This window comes from Rahnella aquatilis CIP 78.65 = ATCC 33071 (assembly GCF_000241955.1).
Taxonomy (GTDB): domain Bacteria; phylum Pseudomonadota; class Gammaproteobacteria; order Enterobacterales; family Enterobacteriaceae; genus Rahnella; species Rahnella aquatilis.
Genome location: NC_016818.1, coordinates 999,775 through 1,018,393 on the forward strand (window position 1 = coordinate 999,775; position 18,619 = coordinate 1,018,393).

General features: G+C 51.4%; 16 protein-coding genes, 2 tRNA genes and 3 rRNA genes. 19 read left to right on the top strand and 2 right to left on the bottom strand.

Annotated features, from left to right (window positions below; translation table 11 throughout):
• Positions 1–25: 25 nt before the first annotated feature.
• Complete coding sequence (locus RAHAQ2_RS04590; RefSeq protein WP_015696115.1) at positions 26–679, bottom strand: methionine ABC transporter permease MetI; 654 nt, start codon at positions 677–679, stop codon at positions 26–28.
• Positions 672–1,703 (bottom strand): methionine ABC transporter ATP-binding protein MetN, encoded by a 1,032-nt coding sequence (gene metN / locus RAHAQ2_RS04595; RefSeq protein ID WP_015696116.1) that lies wholly within the window; start codon positions 1,701–1,703, stop codon positions 672–674. The genes RAHAQ2_RS04590 and metN overlap by 8 nt, the downstream gene beginning before the upstream one ends.
• 179 nt (positions 1,704–1,882) lie before the next feature.
• Here metN and gmhB point away from each other — a divergent pair, with 179 nt between their 5' ends.
• From gmhB to RAHAQ2_RS04685, 19 genes are all read left to right on the top strand, one after another.
• Positions 1,883–2,449: a D-glycero-beta-D-manno-heptose 1,7-bisphosphate 7-phosphatase gene (gmhB, locus tag RAHAQ2_RS04600; protein ID WP_015696117.1), complete on the top strand. Its 567-nt coding sequence runs from the start codon at positions 1,883–1,885 to the stop codon at positions 2,447–2,449.
• A gap of 409 nt (positions 2,450–2,858) precedes the next feature.
• A 16S ribosomal RNA gene (locus RAHAQ2_RS04605) occupies positions 2,859–4,401 on the top strand.
• Positions 4,402–4,544: 143 nt separating this feature from the next.
• Positions 4,545–4,620: transfer RNA gene (locus RAHAQ2_RS04610), tRNA-Glu, on the top strand.
• Positions 4,621–4,855: 235 nt separating this feature from the next.
• Positions 4,856–7,764 (top strand): 23S ribosomal RNA (locus RAHAQ2_RS04615).
• A gap of 136 nt (positions 7,765–7,900) precedes the next feature.
• Positions 7,901–8,016 (top strand): 5S ribosomal RNA (gene rrf / locus RAHAQ2_RS04620).
• Together the 16S, 23S and 5S rRNA genes with 2 tRNA genes alongside form the textbook arrangement of a ribosomal RNA operon.
• A gap of 103 nt (positions 8,017–8,119) precedes the next feature.
• Positions 8,120–8,196 (top strand) — tRNA-Asp (locus tag RAHAQ2_RS04625).
• 217 nt (positions 8,197–8,413) lie between these two features.
• Entirely contained in the window at positions 8,414–8,506 is a 93-nt protein-coding gene (locus tag RAHAQ2_RS26175; protein ID WP_377431311.1) for a calcium-binding protein, read from the top strand.
• A 124-nt stretch (positions 8,507–8,630) separates the two neighbouring features.
• On the top strand, positions 8,631–9,356 hold the full coding sequence (locus RAHAQ2_RS04630) for a beta-ketoacyl synthase chain length factor (RefSeq protein ID WP_015696118.1): 726 nt from the start codon (positions 8,631–8,633) through the stop codon (positions 9,354–9,356).
• Complete coding sequence (locus RAHAQ2_RS04635) at positions 9,356–10,168, top strand: lysophospholipid acyltransferase family protein (RefSeq protein ID WP_015696119.1); 813 nt, start codon at positions 9,356–9,358, stop codon at positions 10,166–10,168. The genes RAHAQ2_RS04630 and RAHAQ2_RS04635 overlap by 1 nt, the downstream gene beginning before the upstream one ends.
• Before the next feature lie 3 nt (positions 10,169–10,171).
• A complete protein-coding gene (locus RAHAQ2_RS04640; RefSeq protein WP_015696120.1) occupies positions 10,172–10,429 on the top strand; it encodes a phosphopantetheine-binding protein in 258 nt (85 codons plus the stop codon).
• 10 nt (positions 10,430–10,439) lie between these two features.
• A complete protein-coding gene (locus RAHAQ2_RS04645) occupies positions 10,440–10,694 on the top strand; it encodes an acyl carrier protein (RefSeq protein ID WP_037038421.1) in 255 nt (84 codons plus the stop codon).
• A 77-nt stretch (positions 10,695–10,771) separates the two neighbouring features.
• Positions 10,772–11,305, top strand: a complete 534-nt coding sequence (locus tag RAHAQ2_RS04650) for a COG4648 family protein (protein ID WP_238532072.1) — start codon at positions 10,772–10,774, stop codon at positions 11,303–11,305.
• Positions 11,272–12,651: an AMP-binding protein gene (locus tag RAHAQ2_RS04655; protein ID WP_238532057.1), complete on the top strand. Its 1,380-nt coding sequence runs from the start codon at positions 11,272–11,274 to the stop codon at positions 12,649–12,651. The genes RAHAQ2_RS04650 and RAHAQ2_RS04655 overlap by 34 nt, the downstream gene beginning before the upstream one ends.
• Positions 12,648–12,992 (top strand): 3-hydroxyacyl-ACP dehydratase FabZ family protein, encoded by a 345-nt coding sequence (locus RAHAQ2_RS04660; RefSeq protein ID WP_015696124.1) that lies wholly within the window; start codon positions 12,648–12,650, stop codon positions 12,990–12,992. Before RAHAQ2_RS04655 ends, RAHAQ2_RS04660 begins: the two co-directional genes overlap by 4 nt.
• Entirely contained in the window at positions 12,989–14,704 is a 1,716-nt protein-coding gene (locus RAHAQ2_RS04665) for a glycosyltransferase family 2 protein (protein ID WP_015696125.1), read from the top strand. The genes RAHAQ2_RS04660 and RAHAQ2_RS04665 overlap by 4 nt, the downstream gene beginning before the upstream one ends.
• 1 nt (position 14,705) lies before the next feature.
• Positions 14,706–15,149, top strand: coding sequence for an acyl-CoA thioesterase (locus RAHAQ2_RS04670; protein ID WP_015696126.1), 444 nt, complete (start codon positions 14,706–14,708; stop codon positions 15,147–15,149).
• Entirely contained in the window at positions 15,146–15,751 is a 606-nt protein-coding gene (locus tag RAHAQ2_RS04675; RefSeq protein WP_015696127.1) for a LolA family protein, read from the top strand. The genes RAHAQ2_RS04670 and RAHAQ2_RS04675 overlap by 4 nt, the downstream gene beginning before the upstream one ends.
• Positions 15,741–18,047 (top strand): MMPL family transporter, encoded by a 2,307-nt coding sequence (locus tag RAHAQ2_RS04680; protein ID WP_015696128.1) that lies wholly within the window; start codon positions 15,741–15,743, stop codon positions 18,045–18,047. The genes RAHAQ2_RS04675 and RAHAQ2_RS04680 overlap by 11 nt, the downstream gene beginning before the upstream one ends.
• Positions 18,044–18,619: a DUF3261 domain-containing protein gene (locus tag RAHAQ2_RS04685; protein WP_015696129.1), complete on the top strand. Its 576-nt coding sequence runs from the start codon at positions 18,044–18,046 to the stop codon at positions 18,617–18,619. Before RAHAQ2_RS04680 ends, RAHAQ2_RS04685 begins: the two co-directional genes overlap by 4 nt.

Below are 18,619 nucleotides of genomic sequence, written 5' to 3' on the forward strand. Positions count from 1 at the left end.
GGTAGCTATTACAGCTATTGTTTCGTTATTTATGTGTGACTGCTTTTACGATGCGGTCGCCACAAAACTGAATTAAATACACCAAAACCACTAACAGGACTAATACCGTATTCATCACGGTTGCGTCATAACCGATATAACCGTACTGATAACCGATTTGCCCCAAACCACCAGCACCCACTGCGCCACCCATAGCAGAATAGCCTACGAGAGTGATCAGCGTGATGGTGGCTGCATTGACCAGACCTGGCAGAGCTTCCGGTAACAGGATCTTACGGATGATCTGCATCGGCGTTGCGCCCATTGCGCGGGAAGCTTCCACCAGACCGCTTGGAATTTCCAGGAGGGCATTTTCAACCATACGGGCAATAAAGGGTGCCGCACCCACGGTCAGCGGAACAATTGCCGCCTGCAATCCGATAGAGGTACCGACGATCATACGGGTGAACGGAATCATCCACACCAGCAGGATAATAAAAGGAATGGAACGGAAAATGTTAACCAGCGCCGACATCACGCGATAGACATTTTTATTCTCAGCAATCTGGCCCGGACGGGTGACGTATAACAGCACGCCAAAAGGCAGACCCAGCACAAAACCAAAGAAACCAGAGGTCAGCGTCATGATGACCGTTTCCCAGATACCCCGGCCCATTAACCACATCATTGCCTCAGACATAACCGAGTACCTCTACTTTCACCTGATTCTCATGCAGGAACTGAATGGCCGCCTGAGTGTTTTCTTCTGAACCGTGCATTTCCGTCAGCATAATCCCGAACTTCACCCCGCCGGCATAATCCATCTGAGCACTGATAATATTGTTATTAATGTCAAAGCGACGTACAGCTTCTGACAGCAGCGGTGCATCCACTGACTGACCGGTAAATTCCAGCCGCAATAAAGGCACACGACCTTCTTCCGCAGTGGGGATCATACGCACGGCGTAATCTTCCGGGATATCCAGATGTAAAGTCGACTGAATGAACTGCTGAGCCAGCGGCGTTTTAGGGTGAGAGAACATTTCGCTCACTTTATCCTGCTCGATCAGTTTGCCATCGCTGATCACGGCAACCTGATCGCAAATGCGTTTTACAACATCCATTTCATGAGTGATCAACAGAATCGTGAGTCCCAGACGACGGTTGATATCTTTCAGTAATTCCAGGATGGCACGGGTTGTTGCCGGGTCCAGTGCGCTGGTAGCTTCGTCACACAGCAACACTTTGGGATTACTGGCCAGCGCACGGGCAATCGCCACGCGTTGTTTTTGTCCACCGGAAAGATTGGCCGGATAGGCGTCATGCTTATCTTCCAACCCGACCAGGCTAAGCAGCTCGGAGACGCGGGTCTTAATATCAGCTGAAGACAGATTATCGAGTTCCAGTGGCAGTGCAACGTTGCCAAAAACAGTACGTGACGACAGCAGATTAAAGTGCTGAAAAATCATACCAATCTGGCGGCGTGCACGGGTCAGTGCTTTCTCTGAGAAGGACATCAGATCCTGACCGTCGACCAATACCTGGCCTTCAGTCGGGCGTTCCAGCAAATTGACACAGCGGATTAAGGTACTTTTCCCCGCGCCGGAAGAACCGATTACGCCATAAATTTGTCCGGCAGGGACGTGAAGACTCACGTCAGAGAGCGCGACGATCTGGCGCGCCCCCTGCTGGAAAACCTTGGTGATGTTAGAAAGTTTAATCATATTATTTTTTATTCTGTCTTTTTGCCGTGACGTGGTGAATTTAACTCTGCGGAGGGCTCCTCCGTAGTATGTCGTGGATGCTAAGGCGTCTAGACGTCTAAGTCAACCAGGTTAGCATTCTCACGGACATTGAAAACATGCGATACTGGTGCCGTTAATCAGCCATCAGGAGCAAATTCGTGGCACAACCTGTTTCAGCAATCTTTCTCGACCGTGATGGCACTTTGAATGTCGATCACGGTTATGTACATGAAATCGATGACTTCCAGTTTATCGACGGTGTAATCGATGCTTGTCTTAAATTAAAAGAGATGGGCTTTTTACTGGTGCTGGTCACCAATCAGTCCGGTATCGCGCGCGGCAAATTTACTGAAGAGCAGTTTATGACTCTGACAGAGTGGATGGACTGGTCGTTTGCCGATCGTGGGGTGGATCTCGACGGCATCTATTTTTGTCCGCATCATCCGGAAGGCTCCGTTAAAGAGTTTACTCAAGTCTGTGATTGCCGTAAGCCGCAACCCGGGATGTTTTTGACGGCCAAACAAGAACTGGACATTGATATGGCTTCTTCTTATATGGTTGGCGACAAACTGGAGGATATGCAGGCAGCGGCTGCTGCGGGAGTAGGTCATAAGATTTTAGTCCGTACTGGTAAGCCCGTGACTTCTGAAAGTGAAAGTGCTGCTGATGCGGTACTGGAAAGCCTTGCCGCATTGCCTTCCTTTATAGCAAAAGGTCAGAAATAACGTCTTCTGGACAAAAAAACGGCAAACGAAATAAAACTGTATTTATTCGCTTGCCATTAAAATCCAACTCCCTATAATGCCGCTCCATCGACAGGGAACAACGTGAACAACATCACGAAGTGACCGGGTCGGAAAGATTAAAAACAGTGATGACCGGATAAAATAAACGGTTGACACTGAATGAGGAAAGCGTAATATACGCCACCTCGAGTTAGCAAGCGAAAGCGCGTAACTCACTGCTCTTTAACAATTTATCAGACAATCTGTGTGGGCACTCACAAGACGATATCAGCCACTTCGGTGGCAAAAAATATCAAGTCTTAGAGTGACCAAGCAGTAATTCATTTAGTTGAATTATTACGAAGTAATCTCTGAGCACCGCTTCACTTGTTGAAGCAAATCGAACTTTTAATTGAAGAGTTTGATCATGGCTCAGATTGAACGCTGGCGGCAGGCCTAACACATGCAAGTCGAGCGGCAGCGGGAAGTAGCTTGCTACTTTGCCGGCGAGCGGCGGACGGGTGAGTAATGTCTGGGAAACTGCCTGATGGAGGGGGATAACTACTGGAAACGGTAGCTAATACCGCATGACCTCGAAAGAGCAAAGTGGGGGATCTTCGGACCTCACGCCATCGGATGTGCCCAGATGGGATTAGCTAGTAGGTGAGGTAATGGCTCACCTAGGCGACGATCCCTAGCTGGTCTGAGAGGATGACCAGCCACACTGGAACTGAGACACGGTCCAGACTCCTACGGGAGGCAGCAGTGGGGAATATTGCACAATGGGCGCAAGCCTGATGCAGCCATGCCGCGTGTGTGAAGAAGGCCTTAGGGTTGTAAAGCACTTTCAGCGAGGAGGAAGGCATCACACTTAATACGTGTGGTGATTGACGTTACTCGCAGAAGAAGCACCGGCTAACTCCGTGCCAGCAGCCGCGGTAATACGGAGGGTGCAAGCGTTAATCGGAATTACTGGGCGTAAAGCGCACGCAGGCGGTTTGTTAAGTCAGATGTGAAATCCCCGCGCTTAACGTGGGAACTGCATTTGAAACTGGCAAGCTAGAGTCTTGTAGAGGGGGGTAGAATTCCAGGTGTAGCGGTGAAATGCGTAGAGATCTGGAGGAATACCGGTGGCGAAGGCGGCCCCCTGGACAAAGACTGACGCTCAGGTGCGAAAGCGTGGGGAGCAAACAGGATTAGATACCCTGGTAGTCCACGCTGTAAACGATGTCGACTTGGAGGTTGTGCCCTTGAGGCGTGGCTTCCGGAGCTAACGCGTTAAGTCGACCGCCTGGGGAGTACGGCCGCAAGGTTAAAACTCAAATGAATTGACGGGGGCCCGCACAAGCGGTGGAGCATGTGGTTTAATTCGATGCAACGCGAAGAACCTTACCTACTCTTGACATCCACGGAATTCGCCAGAGATGGCTTAGTGCCTTCGGGAACCGTGAGACAGGTGCTGCATGGCTGTCGTCAGCTCGTGTTGTGAAATGTTGGGTTAAGTCCCGCAACGAGCGCAACCCTTATCCTTTGTTGCCAGCGAGTAATGTCGGGAACTCAAAGGAGACTGCCGGTGATAAACCGGAGGAAGGTGGGGATGACGTCAAGTCATCATGGCCCTTACGAGTAGGGCTACACACGTGCTACAATGGCATATACAAAGAGAAGCGAACTCGCGAGAGCAAGCGGACCTCATAAAGTATGTCGTAGTCCGGATTGGAGTCTGCAACTCGACTCCATGAAGTCGGAATCGCTAGTAATCGTAGATCAGAATGCTACGGTGAATACGTTCCCGGGCCTTGTACACACCGCCCGTCACACCATGGGAGTGGGTTGCAAAAGAAGTAGGTAGCTTAACCTTCGGGAGGGCGCTTACCACTTTGTGATTCATGACTGGGGTGAAGTCGTAACAAGGTAACCGTAGGGGAACCTGCGGTTGGATCACCTCCTTACCTCAAGATACGCATTGTGCAGTGTCCACACAGATTGTCTGATGAAATTAATGAGCAAGAGCACCTGTTGATGCGGTGAGGGTAACCTTACGCTGATACGAAAAGTGCCAAACCATGTATGTGGTCTGGTACGGATTTTTCGTGTCCCCATCGTCTAGAGGCCTAGGACACTGCCCTTTCACGGCTGTAACAGGGGTTCGAATCCCCTTGGGGACGCCAATCCGATAATGTGTGAAAGACATTATCACCTGTTCTTTACGAACAGAAAATAACTTAAAGATGACTTTAACGAGTCGTGTTTAAGATATTGCTCTTTAACAATCCGGAACAAGCTGAAAATTGAAAGTTTACAGCTGAACATCACTCTCCGTAGCAGTACTGAGTGGTGGATTAGTCTGTAACAGAGTCTCTCAAATAATCGCAATGCGACGGTGGAAACACCTTCGGGTTGTGAGGTTAAGCGACTAAGCGTACACGGTGGATGCCTAGGCAGTCAGAGGCGATGAAGGGCGTGCTAATCTGCGAAAAGCGTCGGTAAGGTGATATGAACCGTTATACCCGACGATACCCGAATGGGGAAACCCAGTGTGCTCCGGCACATTATCATTACATGAATACATAGTGTAATGAGGCGAACCGGGGGAACTGAAACATCTAAGTACCCCGAGGAAAAGAAATCAACCGAGATTCCCCCAGTAGCGGCGAGCGAACGGGGAAGAGCCCAGAACCTGAATCAGTTTGTGTGTTAGTGGAAGCGTCTGGAAAGTCGCACGGTACAGGGTGATAGTCCCGTACACAAAAATGCACAGGCTGTGAGTTCGATGAGTAGGGCGGGACACGTGACATCCTGTCTGAATATGGGGGGACCATCCTCCAAGGCTAAATACTCCTGACTGACCGATAGTGAACCAGTACCGTGAGGGAAAGGCGAAAAGAACCCCGGCGAGGGGAGTGAAATAGAACCTGAAACCGTGTACGTACAAGCAGTGGGAGCCTACTTTGTTGGGTGACTGCGTACCTTTTGTATAATGGGTCAGCGACTTATATTTTGTAGCAAGGTTAACCGAATAGGGGAGCCGTAGGGAAACCGAGTCTTAACTGGGCGTCAAGTTGCAAGGTATAGACCCGAAACCCGGTGATCTAGCCATGGGCAGGTTGAAGGTTGGGTAACACTAACTGGAGGACCGAACCGACTAATGTTGAAAAATTAGCGGATGACTTGTGGCTGGGGGTGAAAGGCCAATCAAACCGGGAGATAGCTGGTTCTCCCCGAAAGCTATTTAGGTAGCGCCTCGTGAACTCATCTTCGGGGGTAGAGCACTGTTTCGACTAGGGGGCCATCCCGGCTTACCAACTCGATGCAAACTACGAATACCGAAGAATGTTATCACGGGAGACACACGGCGGGTGCTAACGTCCGTCGTGAAGAGGGAAACAACCCAGACCGCCAGCTAAGGTCCCAAAGTCATGGTTAAGTGGGAAACGATGTGGGAAGGCATAGACAGCCAGGATGTTGGCTTAGAAGCAGCCATCATTTAAAGAAAGCGTAATAGCTCACTGGTCGAGTCGGCCTGCGCGGAAGATGTAACGGGGCTAAACCATGCACCGAAGCTGCGGCAGCGACGCTTAGGCGTTGTTGGGTAGGGGAGCGTTCTGTAAGCCGTCGAAGGTGGACTGTGAGGTCTGCTGGAGGTATCAGAAGTGCGAATGCTGACATAAGTAACGATAATGCGGGTGAAAAACCCGCACGCCGGAAGACCAAGGGTTCCTGTCCAACGTTAATCGGGGCAGGGTGAGTCGACCCCTAAGGCGAGGCTGAAAAGCGTAGTCGATGGGAAGCAGGTTAATATTCCTGCACTTGGTGTTACTGCGAAGGGGGGACGGAGAAGGCTAGGCTGGCCGGGCGACGGTTGTCCCGGTTCAAGCGTGTAGGGGGTGTGACCTGGTAAATCCGGTTGCATATCAACCCTGAGGCGTGATAACGAGCCACTACGGTGGTGAAGTAGCTGATGCCATGCTTCCAGGAAAAGCCTCTAAGCTCCAGGTAACACGAAATCGTACCCCAAACCGACACAGGTGGTCAGGTAGAGAATACTCAGGCGCTTGAGAGAACTCGGGTGAAGGAACTAGGCAAAATGGTGCCGTAACTTCGGGAGAAGGCACGCTGGCGCGTAGGTGAAGGGACTTGCTCCCGGAGCTGAAGCCAGTCGAAGATACCAGCTGGCTGCAACTGTTTAATAAAAACACAGCACTGTGCAAACACGAAAGTGGACGTATACGGTGTGACGCCTGCCCGGTGCCGGAAGGTTAATTGATGGGGTCAGCCGCAAGGCGAAGCTCTTGATCGAAGCCCCGGTAAACGGCGGCCGTAACTATAACGGTCCTAAGGTAGCGAAATTCCTTGTCGGGTAAGTTCCGACCTGCACGAATGGCGTAATGATGGCCAGGCTGTCTCCACCCGAGACTCAGTGAAATTGAACTCGCTGTGAAGATGCAGTGTACCCGCGGCAAGACGGAAAGACCCCGTGAACCTTTACTATAGCTTGACACTGAACATTGAGCCTTGATGTGTAGGATAGGTGGGAGGCTTTGAAGCGTGGACGCCAGTCTGCGTGGAGCCAACCTTGAAATACCACCCTTTAATGTTTGATGTTCTAACTCGGCCCCGTGATCCGGGGTGAGGACAGTGTCTGGTGGGTAGTTTGACTGGGGCGGTCTCCTCCTAAAGAGTAACGGAGGAGCACGAAGGTTAGCTAATCACGGTCGGACATCGTGAGGTTAGTGCAATGGCATAAGCTAGCTTGACTGCGAGAGTGACGGCTCGAGCAGGTACGAAAGTAGGTCATAGTGATCCGGTGGTTCTGAATGGAAGGGCCATCGCTCAACGGATAAAAGGTACTCCGGGGATAACAGGCTGATACCGCCCAAGAGTTCATATCGACGGCGGTGTTTGGCACCTCGATGTCGGCTCATCACATCCTGGGGCTGAAGTAGGTCCCAAGGGTATGGCTGTTCGCCATTTAAAGTGGTACGCGAGCTGGGTTTAGAACGTCGTGAGACAGTTCGGTCCCTATCTGCCGTGGGCGTTGGAAGATTGAGAGGGGCTGCTCCTAGTACGAGAGGACCGGAGTGGACGCATCACTGGTGTTCGGGTTGTCATGCCAATGGCATTGCCCGGTAGCTAAATGCGGAAAAGATAAGCGCTGAAAGCATCTAAGCGCGAAACTTGCCTCGAGATGAGTCTTCCCTGTGGCTTTAAGCCACCTGAAGGGACGTTTAAGACTAAGACGTTGATAGGCTGGGTGTGTAAGTGCAGCGATGCATTGAGCTAACCAGTACTAATGACCCGAGAGGCTTAACCTTACAACACCGAAGGTGTTTTGATTTGAGAGACAGACTCGAGAGAGTAGATTTTCAGCGAATTGTTCCGGTATTGGTTCGTATGGCGGCGTGTGATGAGAAATTATGACACGACGCGGTATGAATGAAACAGAATTTGCCTGGCGGCAGTAGCGCGGTGGTCCCACCTGACCCCATGCCGAACTCAGAAGTGAAACGCCGTAGCGCCGATGGTAGTGTGGGGTTTCCCCATGCGAGAGTAGGGAACTGCCAGGCATCAATTTTTTATAATAAAGAACGTGTTCCTTTTCCCCTGACAAGGAAAATAACAGGAACAAACATGTATCAGACGCTTTCTGATGTATGTGAAAGAACCGGTGGAGCGGTAGTTCAGTTGGTTAGAATACCTGCCTGTCACGCAGGGGGTCGCGGGTTCGAGCCCCGTCCGTTCCGCCAATTATTGCATAGCCCCTGAATCGAAAGATTCAGGGGCTTTTTGCATTTATTTTTTGGTGAAAAATGCAAATAAGCCTCCTGTCTTTCTCTTATGTATATTTTTATTATCTCACAGGCTAGCGTTTATCTCATCTGCGTCCCTGACAGGATTTAATCCTAAGGCGTTGACTGGTATTAAACTATTATCTTTTATTTAATATAATTCTTATCACTTTGAATTTCTCAAAGAATAACCATATCCAGATATCTAAAGAATACTTTGTATCAAATTGAAAGATTTGTGTTTTCGCGTAAGTCCGCAAAGTGTTAATAACGCTCATAATAAATTTGTACTAAAATTCTTAATCCAGTTCAATAAGTTTTCAGATTACAGATGCAAGTTCCAATAAAATATCATAAAGTCTCAATTTGGCAGAATCACAAAGATCATCATTATGAAATTCTCACTGGATATACAGGACTGGCGGGCTGTGGCTCCGGGGGTCGATAGTTGTGAGCACTGGATCCAGTGGGCTCAGTGCTCAGACATAAATACATTTTCCGGTGAGAATCCCAGAAGCCAGCAAATTCCAATGATGTCAGCTCGTCGAATGAGTATCGGCAGTCGTTTTGCTGTTGATGCCGGGCTTACATTGCTCACCAATAACAACGTAGATGCGGCAATTTTTACCAGCCGTCATGGTGAGCTGGAGAAAACGGGGCGTATTTTGCATTCTCTGTCGGAGGAAGAGGCTTTATCTCCGACTGAATTTTCCATGTCAGTACATAATACCGCAGCGGGTTGGCTTACCATTATTAGCAAGAATCCGTTGCCTGTAACCTCATTAGCGGCCGGGAAAGACAGTTTTCAGCAAGGGATACTGGAAGCTCAGGCAATGCTGGCAACGGGTGCTTCCAGCGTTATGTTGGTCGATTTTGAGGGTGAAATTCCCGATATATATAACGAATCGGTGAATTCTGAGTTTCTCCCTTACGCCGTAGCAATAATATTGACTGCTGGTGATAGTTTGCAGTACCAGCGTATTTCATTACCGGGCGAAAGCATGAATGCAGAACTTCCGCAGAGTCTGCAATTTCTGCGTGGTTATCTTTCCTCCTCTTCTTTATTCAATGTCAGTGCAGATAGCCGCCATAGCTGGCAATGGGTTCGTGATTTGTGATGAGAGAAACGTTAGTACCCGAAGAAAAGTCTTCCCTGGCTAATCGCATCTGGCGATGGCTGGCAACCGGATCCTTTTTCGCACTTTTCGGAATTGGCGGGCTGTTGCTTTCTATTATCTGGTTTAATCTGTTGCGACTGATCGTCCGGCAACCTGACAAATTGCACCGAATGACGCTCAACAGCATTCGTAATAGTTTCAGGTTTTTCCTGAGTGGATTACGGGTAGTGGGCGTAATGGATTACCGGTTTACCGGTGATGAGAAGTTTCAGCAAGATACCGGCTGTCTGATAGTGGCGAATCATCCCAGTCTTCTGGATTATGTGATCCTGGCGTCCCGGATGCCGCGTTGTGACTGCATCGTCAAACAGGCTTTGCTGCAAAACCCATTCTTAAGCGGGGTGATAAAAGCGGCGGGTTACCTGATTAACTCAGGGTCTGACGCTCTGTTGCAGGCCTGTGAAACCCGGTTGCAGGCAGGGGGTACCCTGTTAGTTTTCCCGGAAGGAACGCGTTCCTTGCCTGGGAAACCGATGACGCTGCAGCGTGGTGCCGCTAACATTGCCCTGAGGGCGGGGTGTGATGTCAGGATTGTCCATATTTCATGTCAGCCGCCCATGCTGACAAAAAATGGGAAGTGGTACGAAATTCCCCGTGTAAAGCCTCAGTTTGTGATTACTGTTGCCGATAAGGTAAAGGCTGAAGACTTTTTAGATGAAAGCGATCTTTCACCTGCTCTGGCTGCACGGCGTCTGACACAGCATTTATGTACTGAGTTGATGCGCAGCAATACGCAAAATAACGAGAATTAAGTCATGGATTCATTAAGTAACGAGATAAAAGCACTTATCATTGAGACGCTGAATCTGGAAGGAATGACCCCAGATGAGATAGAGACGCAGGCTCCGCTTTTTGGTGACGGATTAGGACTGGATTCTATAGATGCCCTTGAGCTTGGACTGGCGTTAAAGAAACAATACGGTGTGATCCTTTCGGCGGAAAGTCAGGAAATGCGTGAACACTTTTATTCTGTTGAAAGTCTGGCCAGATTTATATCAGCACAGTGTGGTTAAAGAGATTCCTATGCAGAAGCAAGAAATTTACCAGCAGATTAGCGCGTTATTAATCAAGCTATTTGAAATCGATGAAGATGATATCCGCCCGGATGCAAAGCTCTATGAGGATCTGGAATTAGACAGCATTGATGCTGTTGATCTGGTGGTTCATTTACAGAAAATTACCGGCAGAAAAATTAAACCTGAAATGTTTAAATCTGTTCGTACCGTTCAGGATGTCGTTGATGCCATAGATGAATTACTTGATTCTCCTGCTCCATAGTCTGTGCGGATATCCTTCTGATGGATAAGACCCGGCGCTTCTCATTTCCTCTGGTGACGAAGATGACGAACTGGGCGATGCCGGTGGCGATTATTGCTTATCCGCTGGCCGTATGGTGCGGTTTAAAAAGTTGGGGAATGGGCGTTCTGGCACCCGTACTGATCGCTGTTTTTATTCTGCGCTTACTGACTTTTCGCGGAAAAATATCCCAGTTAACTTTTTTCGGAAAAGCGATTGCGCTTGCAGGGATTGTGCTGGTCGCCACCAGCATTTTATTACGCGAAACATCAATGCTGTTGTATTACCCCGTTGCGGTAAGCGCTTTATTGTTCGGGTTATTTTTCAGTTCATTGCGTGCCCGCCAAACGCTGATTGAACGTCTTGCGCGGCTGAATGAGCCCGATTTATCACCAGAAGGTGTTGTTTACACTCGCCGTGTCACCCAGGTCTGGTGCGTTTTTTTCGTGTGTAACGGATCGTTTGCTCTATATACCTGCCTGAAAGGTGATATGGATTTATGGGCTCTTTACAACGGCGGGATCAGTTATCTGCTGATTGGCTTATTAATGGGTATTGAATGGATAGTCAGAAAGCGTCTGCGACACCCATGACGCAGCGAATGTGCGAATGGCTAAGCGCAGAAAGAGCAGATGAACATCTGGTTGCCTGGAGCGAAAGCCGGGAATGGCGTCAGTGTGATTTCCGCCAGGACGTGTTATCTCTGCTGACTCATATCAGTGCGACATCGCATTCCCGCTGGGCATTGTGTCTTGAAGATAACTATTCATTTGCCGTGGCGCTGCTGGCAGTGCTTTACAGCGGTAATAAGCCGGTTTTACCCGGTCATTTTCGGCCCGTTGTTTTGGCCGGGCAACGCGATGAGTTCGATGCGTTAATCACCGATCTTCCTTTGCAGATTGATTGCCCTGTTCTCCGTTTTCCTTGCTCAGCGGATAAACCGTTAACTGTTTTGCCCGAATGGCCAGAGAACGCTGAACTCATCTTATTTACCTCCGGTTCGACCGGGAAATCGCAAAAAATAATCAAACCAATTAATTGTCTTGAACTGGAGAGTCAGTGGCTTTGCGCACGCTGGGGCGCACAATTCGCAGACGCGCACTTTGTTGCCACCGTGGCACCTCATCATATGTACGGCCTGAGTTTCGCTTTTATGTTGCCTCTGGCTCTTGGCCGGCCTTTTGCGACGAAAAGTGTGGAGTATCACGAACAGTTGCAATCACTTGCCAGTAAAAAAGCTTTGGTGCTGACCAGCAGTCCGGCCTTTCTTAAACGCCTTGATCCGGCTTTGGCGTCCACACATCTCCGGCATGTCTTTTCTGCCGGGGGCCCGCTGAGCAATGACACCGCTTTACGGGTGGAAAATGTCTGTGGCTGTTTGCCGACAGAAATCTATGGCACCAGCGAAAGCGGTATTATTGCTTTTCGTACGCAACATCAGCCAGACGCCGCATGGACTCTGTTTGATAATCTCGAATTCTCGTCACTGCCGGAGGATAATATTTCCCTGATTTCTCCGCTGATACCGCAGCCGGAAGGTATGATCCTCAGTGATAAGATCCAGCGATTGGCCACCGATCCCCGGCAGTTTGTTCTTTTAGGCCGTAAGGATCGGATTGTTAAAATTGCAGAGCAGCGGATCTCATTGACTGAAATCGAACAGCGTTTGTGTTCGTTAGATCTTTTAAGCGACGCCAGCGTGCTGACCATCGAAAAACAGGAGCGGCTTTATGTCGCAGCTGTGCTGGTATTAAGTCACAGCGGAGAGCAGCTATTACAGGCGCAGGGGCAGGCCGCTCTGCTTGCTCAGATCCGCCGGGCATTGCGCGACTGGTTTTCGCCGGTCTCTGTGCCGCGATACTGGCGCTTTGTGCCTGCCATTCCTCTTAACCCGCAAGGCAAACGTGCGACGGCTGAATTACAGGAAATGTTTTTATGATTCTGCCTGAAGTGCTGAACCAGCAACTCATCAGCGACACCAGCCTGCTTCTCACACTCTGTTTACCTGCGGATTTATTCTGGTTTAAAGGCCATTTTCCGTCGTCTCCGATTTTGCCTGGCGTGACACAGGTAAACTGGGTCATGGGCTATGCTGAAGAACTTCTGGGGCTGGATAAAGTATTTTCCGGCATGGAAGTGGTGAAATTCCAGCGGCCGCTTTTGCCCGAAGAAATCGTGAATTTACAGATCGACTGGCTGCGAGAAAAACAGCGGCTGGTATTCCGTTACAGCGTGGGTGAGGTGACCGCCAGCAGCGGGAAAATCACATTATGTCTATGACGCCATCCGCTTCTTTTTCTCCCTGCCTGATCATTCCCTGCTACAACCATGGACCGATGATGGCCGGTGTACTGGAGAGTCTCCGGCCATTCGGTTTGCCCTGCATTGTGGTTGATGACGGCAGCGACATGCAGACAGCAGAAGAGCTGCAGCGTCTGGTCTGTGTGACACCGTGGATGAGCCTGACGCGATTAACCGTTAATCAGGGGAAGGGCGGGGCTGTGATGGCGGCTCTGCGACTGGCAGCCGAAAAGGGTTTTACGCACGCCTTACAGGTGGATGCTGACGGCCAGCACCAGCTTTCAGACGTTCCCGCAATGCTGGCTGAAGCCCGAACGTATCCGGATTGTCTGATCTCCGGGCAGCCGGTTTACGATGACAGCGTGCCGAAATCACGCCTGTATGGCCGCTATATTACCCACTTCTGGGTTTGGGTCGAAACCCTGTCATTCTCAGTGAAAGACAGTATGTGTGGATTCCGCGTGTATCCCCTCAAACCTTGCCTGCAACTGATGGCGAAACAGACGCTGGGTTTACGGATGGATTTCGATACGGAAATCATGGTGCGTCTTTACTGGCAGGGCACACACAGTCGTTTCCTGCCCACGCGGGTGACTTATCCCGAGAATGGCCTCTCGCATTTTGATGCCGTGAAGGACAATCTGCAGATTTCGTGGATGCACACGCGGCTGTTTTTTGGCATGTTGCCGCGCATTCCTTATTTGCTGCGTCAGCGGAAAAGTAATCCTGAACACTGGTCCTCGACGCAGGAACGCAAAGGGTTATGGGGCATTCGCCTGATGCTGTCGGTTTACCGGACGCTGGGATACAACGCCTTTCGTCTGCTGCTTTATCCGGTCATCACTTATTTTTGGATCACCGGCCGTAAACAGCGCAATGCTTCTGCCGGCTGGCTTGAACGTGTCCGCGTGACGGCGGCACATCGCAACATTTCCCTGCCTTATCCGCTGAGTACATTCCGGCATTTCATGCGGTTTGGTGAATCCATGCTGAGCAAACTGGCGAGCTGGCAGGGCGATAAAACACTGACTGATGCGGTGCTGGTCAATCCCGAAATTTGCGAATCGTATATTGCTTCCGGGCGTGGCACGCTGATCCTCGCCTCACATTTAGGCGACATGGAGTCATGTCGTGCGATTGGCGCACTCAACCATCGCATTACCGTCAACGCGCTGGTATTTACAGAACACGCCGAGCGGTTCAATCAGGTCATGAAAGAGATTAATCCACAGGCTGTGGTTAACCTGATCCAGGTCAGCCGGATGGGGCCGGAGACCGCCATTTTATTGCAGGAGAAACTGGATGCCGGAGAGTGGGTGGCGATTGTCGGCGACCGCACATCTGCCGGACGCCATCAGCGTGGTGAACATTCACGCGTGATTTACAGCGAGTTTCTGGGCAAAACTGCCGCATTCCCGCAAGGGCCCTTTATCCTGGCTGCTGCGCTACGCGCGCCCGTCATGCTGATGTTTGGCATCATGCAGCGACAGCGCCTGCATATTTACTGCGAATCTTTTGCGGATCCTCTGGTCCTGCCGCGCGCCAACCGCCTGCCAGCGTTACAGGCGGCTGTCGATCACTATGCCGCACGGCTTGCGCATTACAGCCTGCTGGCGCCTCACGACTGGTTCAATTTTTATGATTTCTGGCAGCATCCCGCCGATGTCGCCCCTGAGAGGAAACCTGACTGACATGACTTCCAAACTTGATCCGCGCTTTAACGATCCGCGATTTTCTACCCGCGTTGAAATCACGGTGCCTTTCCACGACGCAGATGCCATGGGCGTGGTCTGGCATGGCAACTATTTCCGTTATCTGGAAATCGCGCGCGAGCAGTTACTCAAGCAATTTGATTACGGTTACCGCCAGATGGAAGCATCAGGTTATGTCTGGCCGATTGTTGATACCCGCCTGAAATATATCGCGCCGGTATTTTTTGAGCAGCGTATCGCCGTTCATGCACAGCTTGAGGAAATCGAAAACCGTCTGCGCATCGGCTATCAGATTTACGACATCGAAACCGGCAAACGCACAACGACAGGCTACACGTTGCAGGTCGCGGTAGACGCTGCCACTAAAGAAATGTGTTTTGCCTCACCGCAGGTTCTTTTCGATAAAACAGGAGTCAGCCTGTGAAAGCCTTTCTGTTATTTGTACTGACGGTTTTCAGCGTAACGGCAAACGCTGTGACTCTGGAAGAATTACAACAGCGCTTCAGTCAGGTGCCGGTACTCCGTGCTGAGTTTGCGCAGCAAAGAACCATCAGCGGGATGACGCAACCGCTCAACTCCAGCGGGAATCTGCTGATAGCCCGGCAACAGGGGCTGTGGTGGCAGCAGGAAAAACCGTTCAGCCTGACATTATTACTGACCGAAAACCGCATGGTGCAAATCATGGCGGGGCAGCCGCCGCAGGTGGTCACCGCGGAGACGAATCCGCAAATGTTCCAGTTCAACTCCCTGCTCAGCGCGCTGTTCCACGCAGACCGCAAGGTGCTGGAAGAGAACTTCTCGCTGGATTTTACCGATCTGGGGAAAGGCGCCTGGAAGCTCGTCCTGACACCAAAGGTCTCGCCGCTGAACCGTCTGTTCCGCAGCATTACGCTTAATGGCGAAACCTTCCTGAACAATATCGATATTAATGACATGCAGGGCGACGCCACGCATATTCGTTTCTTCAATCAGAAGACGACGCCCGCGACGCTGACTGACGCAGAGAAACGCCATTTTGCATCCTGATCTTCACCGAAAACTGGCGCAAAGCTGGCTGCTGATTATCGCGCTGCTGGTGGCGGCATTATTCTGGTTGCTGCCACGCAGCCAGATTAACAGCAGCGTTCTGGCACTGTTGCCGCAGCAACAGCATACGGAGGTGCCGCAGGCTTTGTCTGACGGCTTTACTCAGCGGCTGGATCGCCAGCTGATGTGGCTGGTCAGCCCGCCGCCGGGAACGGGTATTCAGCCCGCTGCTGACTGGCTGAAGCAGTTACAGGCGCTGCCTCAACTGAGCCAGGTGCAGGGTCCGATGGACGCACAGCGTCAGCAGGAGTGGGGCAGCTTCTTCTTCAGACACCGCAATGCGTTGCTCGATGACGGCACCCGCCAGCGTCTGACAGCAGGTGCTGAGACACAAAGTCAGTGGATCCTCGGTCAGGTGTATTCGGCGTTTGCCGGTGTCAGCGGCAAAGAACTGGCGAATGATCCGTTATTGCTGGTTCGTGCTTCGCAAATGGCGCAACAGCAGAGCAGCGGGGGTATGACGCTGGATCAGGGCTGGCTGATGGCCCGTGATAAAAATGGTCGCAACTGGTACATGGTGCATGGCGAGCTGAAAGCGTCATCCTATGACATCACATCGGCTAAACAAACCGTAGCGGCTCTTGGTGCGGTGAAAGACGCTTTTGAGACGCGCTGGCCGGGCGCAAAAGTGCTTGAGCGCGGCACGATTTTCTACAGCAATTACGCCAGCCAGCAGGCTGAGCATGATCTTTCTACGATTGGTGCAGCGTCAGTAACTGGCGTGTTTGTGCTGATCTTACTGATGTTCCGTTCTGTCCTGCCGATGTTGCTCAGCTTACTTTCAATCGCCATCGGCGCGCTGTCAGGTGCGGTGTTTACCCTGTGGATATTTGGTGAAATCCACGTAATGACACTGGTGCTGAGCACCAGCATTGTCGGCATTTCTGCCGACTACACGCTTTACTTCCTGACTGAACGCCGGGTACATGGCGATTCCAGCACACCGCTGCAAAGCCTGAAGAAACTGTTCCCTGCATTATCCATGGCGCTGCTGACGACAGTGGTGGCCTATCTGATGCTGCTGATCGCACCCTTCCCCGGCCTGCAACAACTGGCTGTGTTTGCCGCCGCCGGGCTGAGCGCGGCCTGTATCACCGTGATGTGCTGGTACCCGTATTTGTCTAAAAATCTGCCGGCAGGCCCTGCACCAGGGCTTGCGCTGATCATGCGCTGGTTACTGGCCTGGCGCAGTCACAAAGCTATACGCATTGGCCTGCCGTTACTGATTTTTGTGCTGGTGGGGGCAGGAATATCGCGGCTGAAAATCAATGATGATATTGCGGATCTGCAATCTCTTCCGGCCGGTTTACAGCAGCAGGAACAGCAAATTGCCGCGCTGACCGGGCAGACGAACGATCAGAAATGGCTGGTGGTCTACGGCGATAGCGCCGAGCAGACATTGCAACGTCTTGAAGCCTGGCGGCCCGCGCTGTCACAGGCCAAAGAAAAGGGCGTGATTGACGGTTTCCGGGCGATAAACCTGCCTTCGCAGGCACAGCAGCAACGCGATTTATCCCTGCTCCGTCAGCGCGCGCCGCAAATCATTGCGCAGTTGCAGCAGGCGGGGATCACAGTGGCAAAGCCGGATCTCAGTGCGCAGACAGTTGATGTGCCGCAGTGGCTCAGCAGCGTGGTCAGCGAAGGCTGGCGTTTGTTATGGTTGTCCCTGCCGGACGGGCGCAGCGCCGCACTGATCCCGGTGAACGGTGTTCATGACAGCGCAGCCATGGCGGCGCTGGCTGCGTCCACGCCGGGAACCGGCTGGATCGATCGCAAAACTGAATTCAGCAGTCTGTTCTCACAATATCGCGTTTATCTGACCTGGCTTCTGGCGCTGGCCGTTGCGGTCATTGCGGTCATTTATCTCTGGCGTTTTCGCCTGCCGCACGGGCTTGTTTGTCTGGTTCCGACCATGCTTTCCCTCGGGATGGGCGTCGCGGCGCTGGGTTTCAGTGGCCATAATCTTAATTTATTCTCCCTGCTGGCGCTGATTCTGGTGCTGGGGATTGGTATCAATTACACCCTGTTTTTCACCAATCCGCGCGGCACGCCAACGACGTCTATGTTTGCCATTTTTATGGCCGCAGTTACCACGTTACTGACGTTCGGAATGCTGGTGTTCAGTTCAACGCAAGCCATCAGCAGTTTTGGCATCGTACTAAGCTTTGGCATATTAACGGCATTCCTCTTGTCACCCCTGACCCTGCCGGCTAAAAAACGAGGACGTAAAAAATGACCCGGTTTACGCTGCCTGCGCTGGCACTTATGATTTTTATGCTGGGCGGATGTGCGACAAATCCCCCTTCAGATATGCAGCCGCAAGCCTGGCTGAAACGCGGCGTGCAGGTGAAATTACCCGCGCCCACCCTGGATAAACCCGTCAGTCAGCAGCAGTTGCTGACGGCCACGGTGAACGGTAAACAACAGTCGTTGCTGGTGCTGCTCAATGCTGACGGAAAGTCGTTGCAGCTTGCCGGGCTTTCCCCGCTGGGGATCCGCCTGTTCAAAGTGGTCTACGATCAAACGGGGATCCACACCGAACAGGCCATGAAGATCGAAGGTTTACCTCCAGCAAATCAGGTTCTGGCCGATATTATGTTGAGCTACTGGCCAGCGCAGAGCTGGCAACCCCTGTTGCCGCCGGGCTGGAAACTTGACGATCAGTCGCTGCGTCGCACGTTACTGGATAACGAAGGCAATACGATCACCCGCATTGACTACCTGCCACAGGGCAGCGGACGTCAGCCGGTGTCGATCACACAGATGGCGTTTCACTACCAGATAACTATCCGGAATGTGGGTGACTAA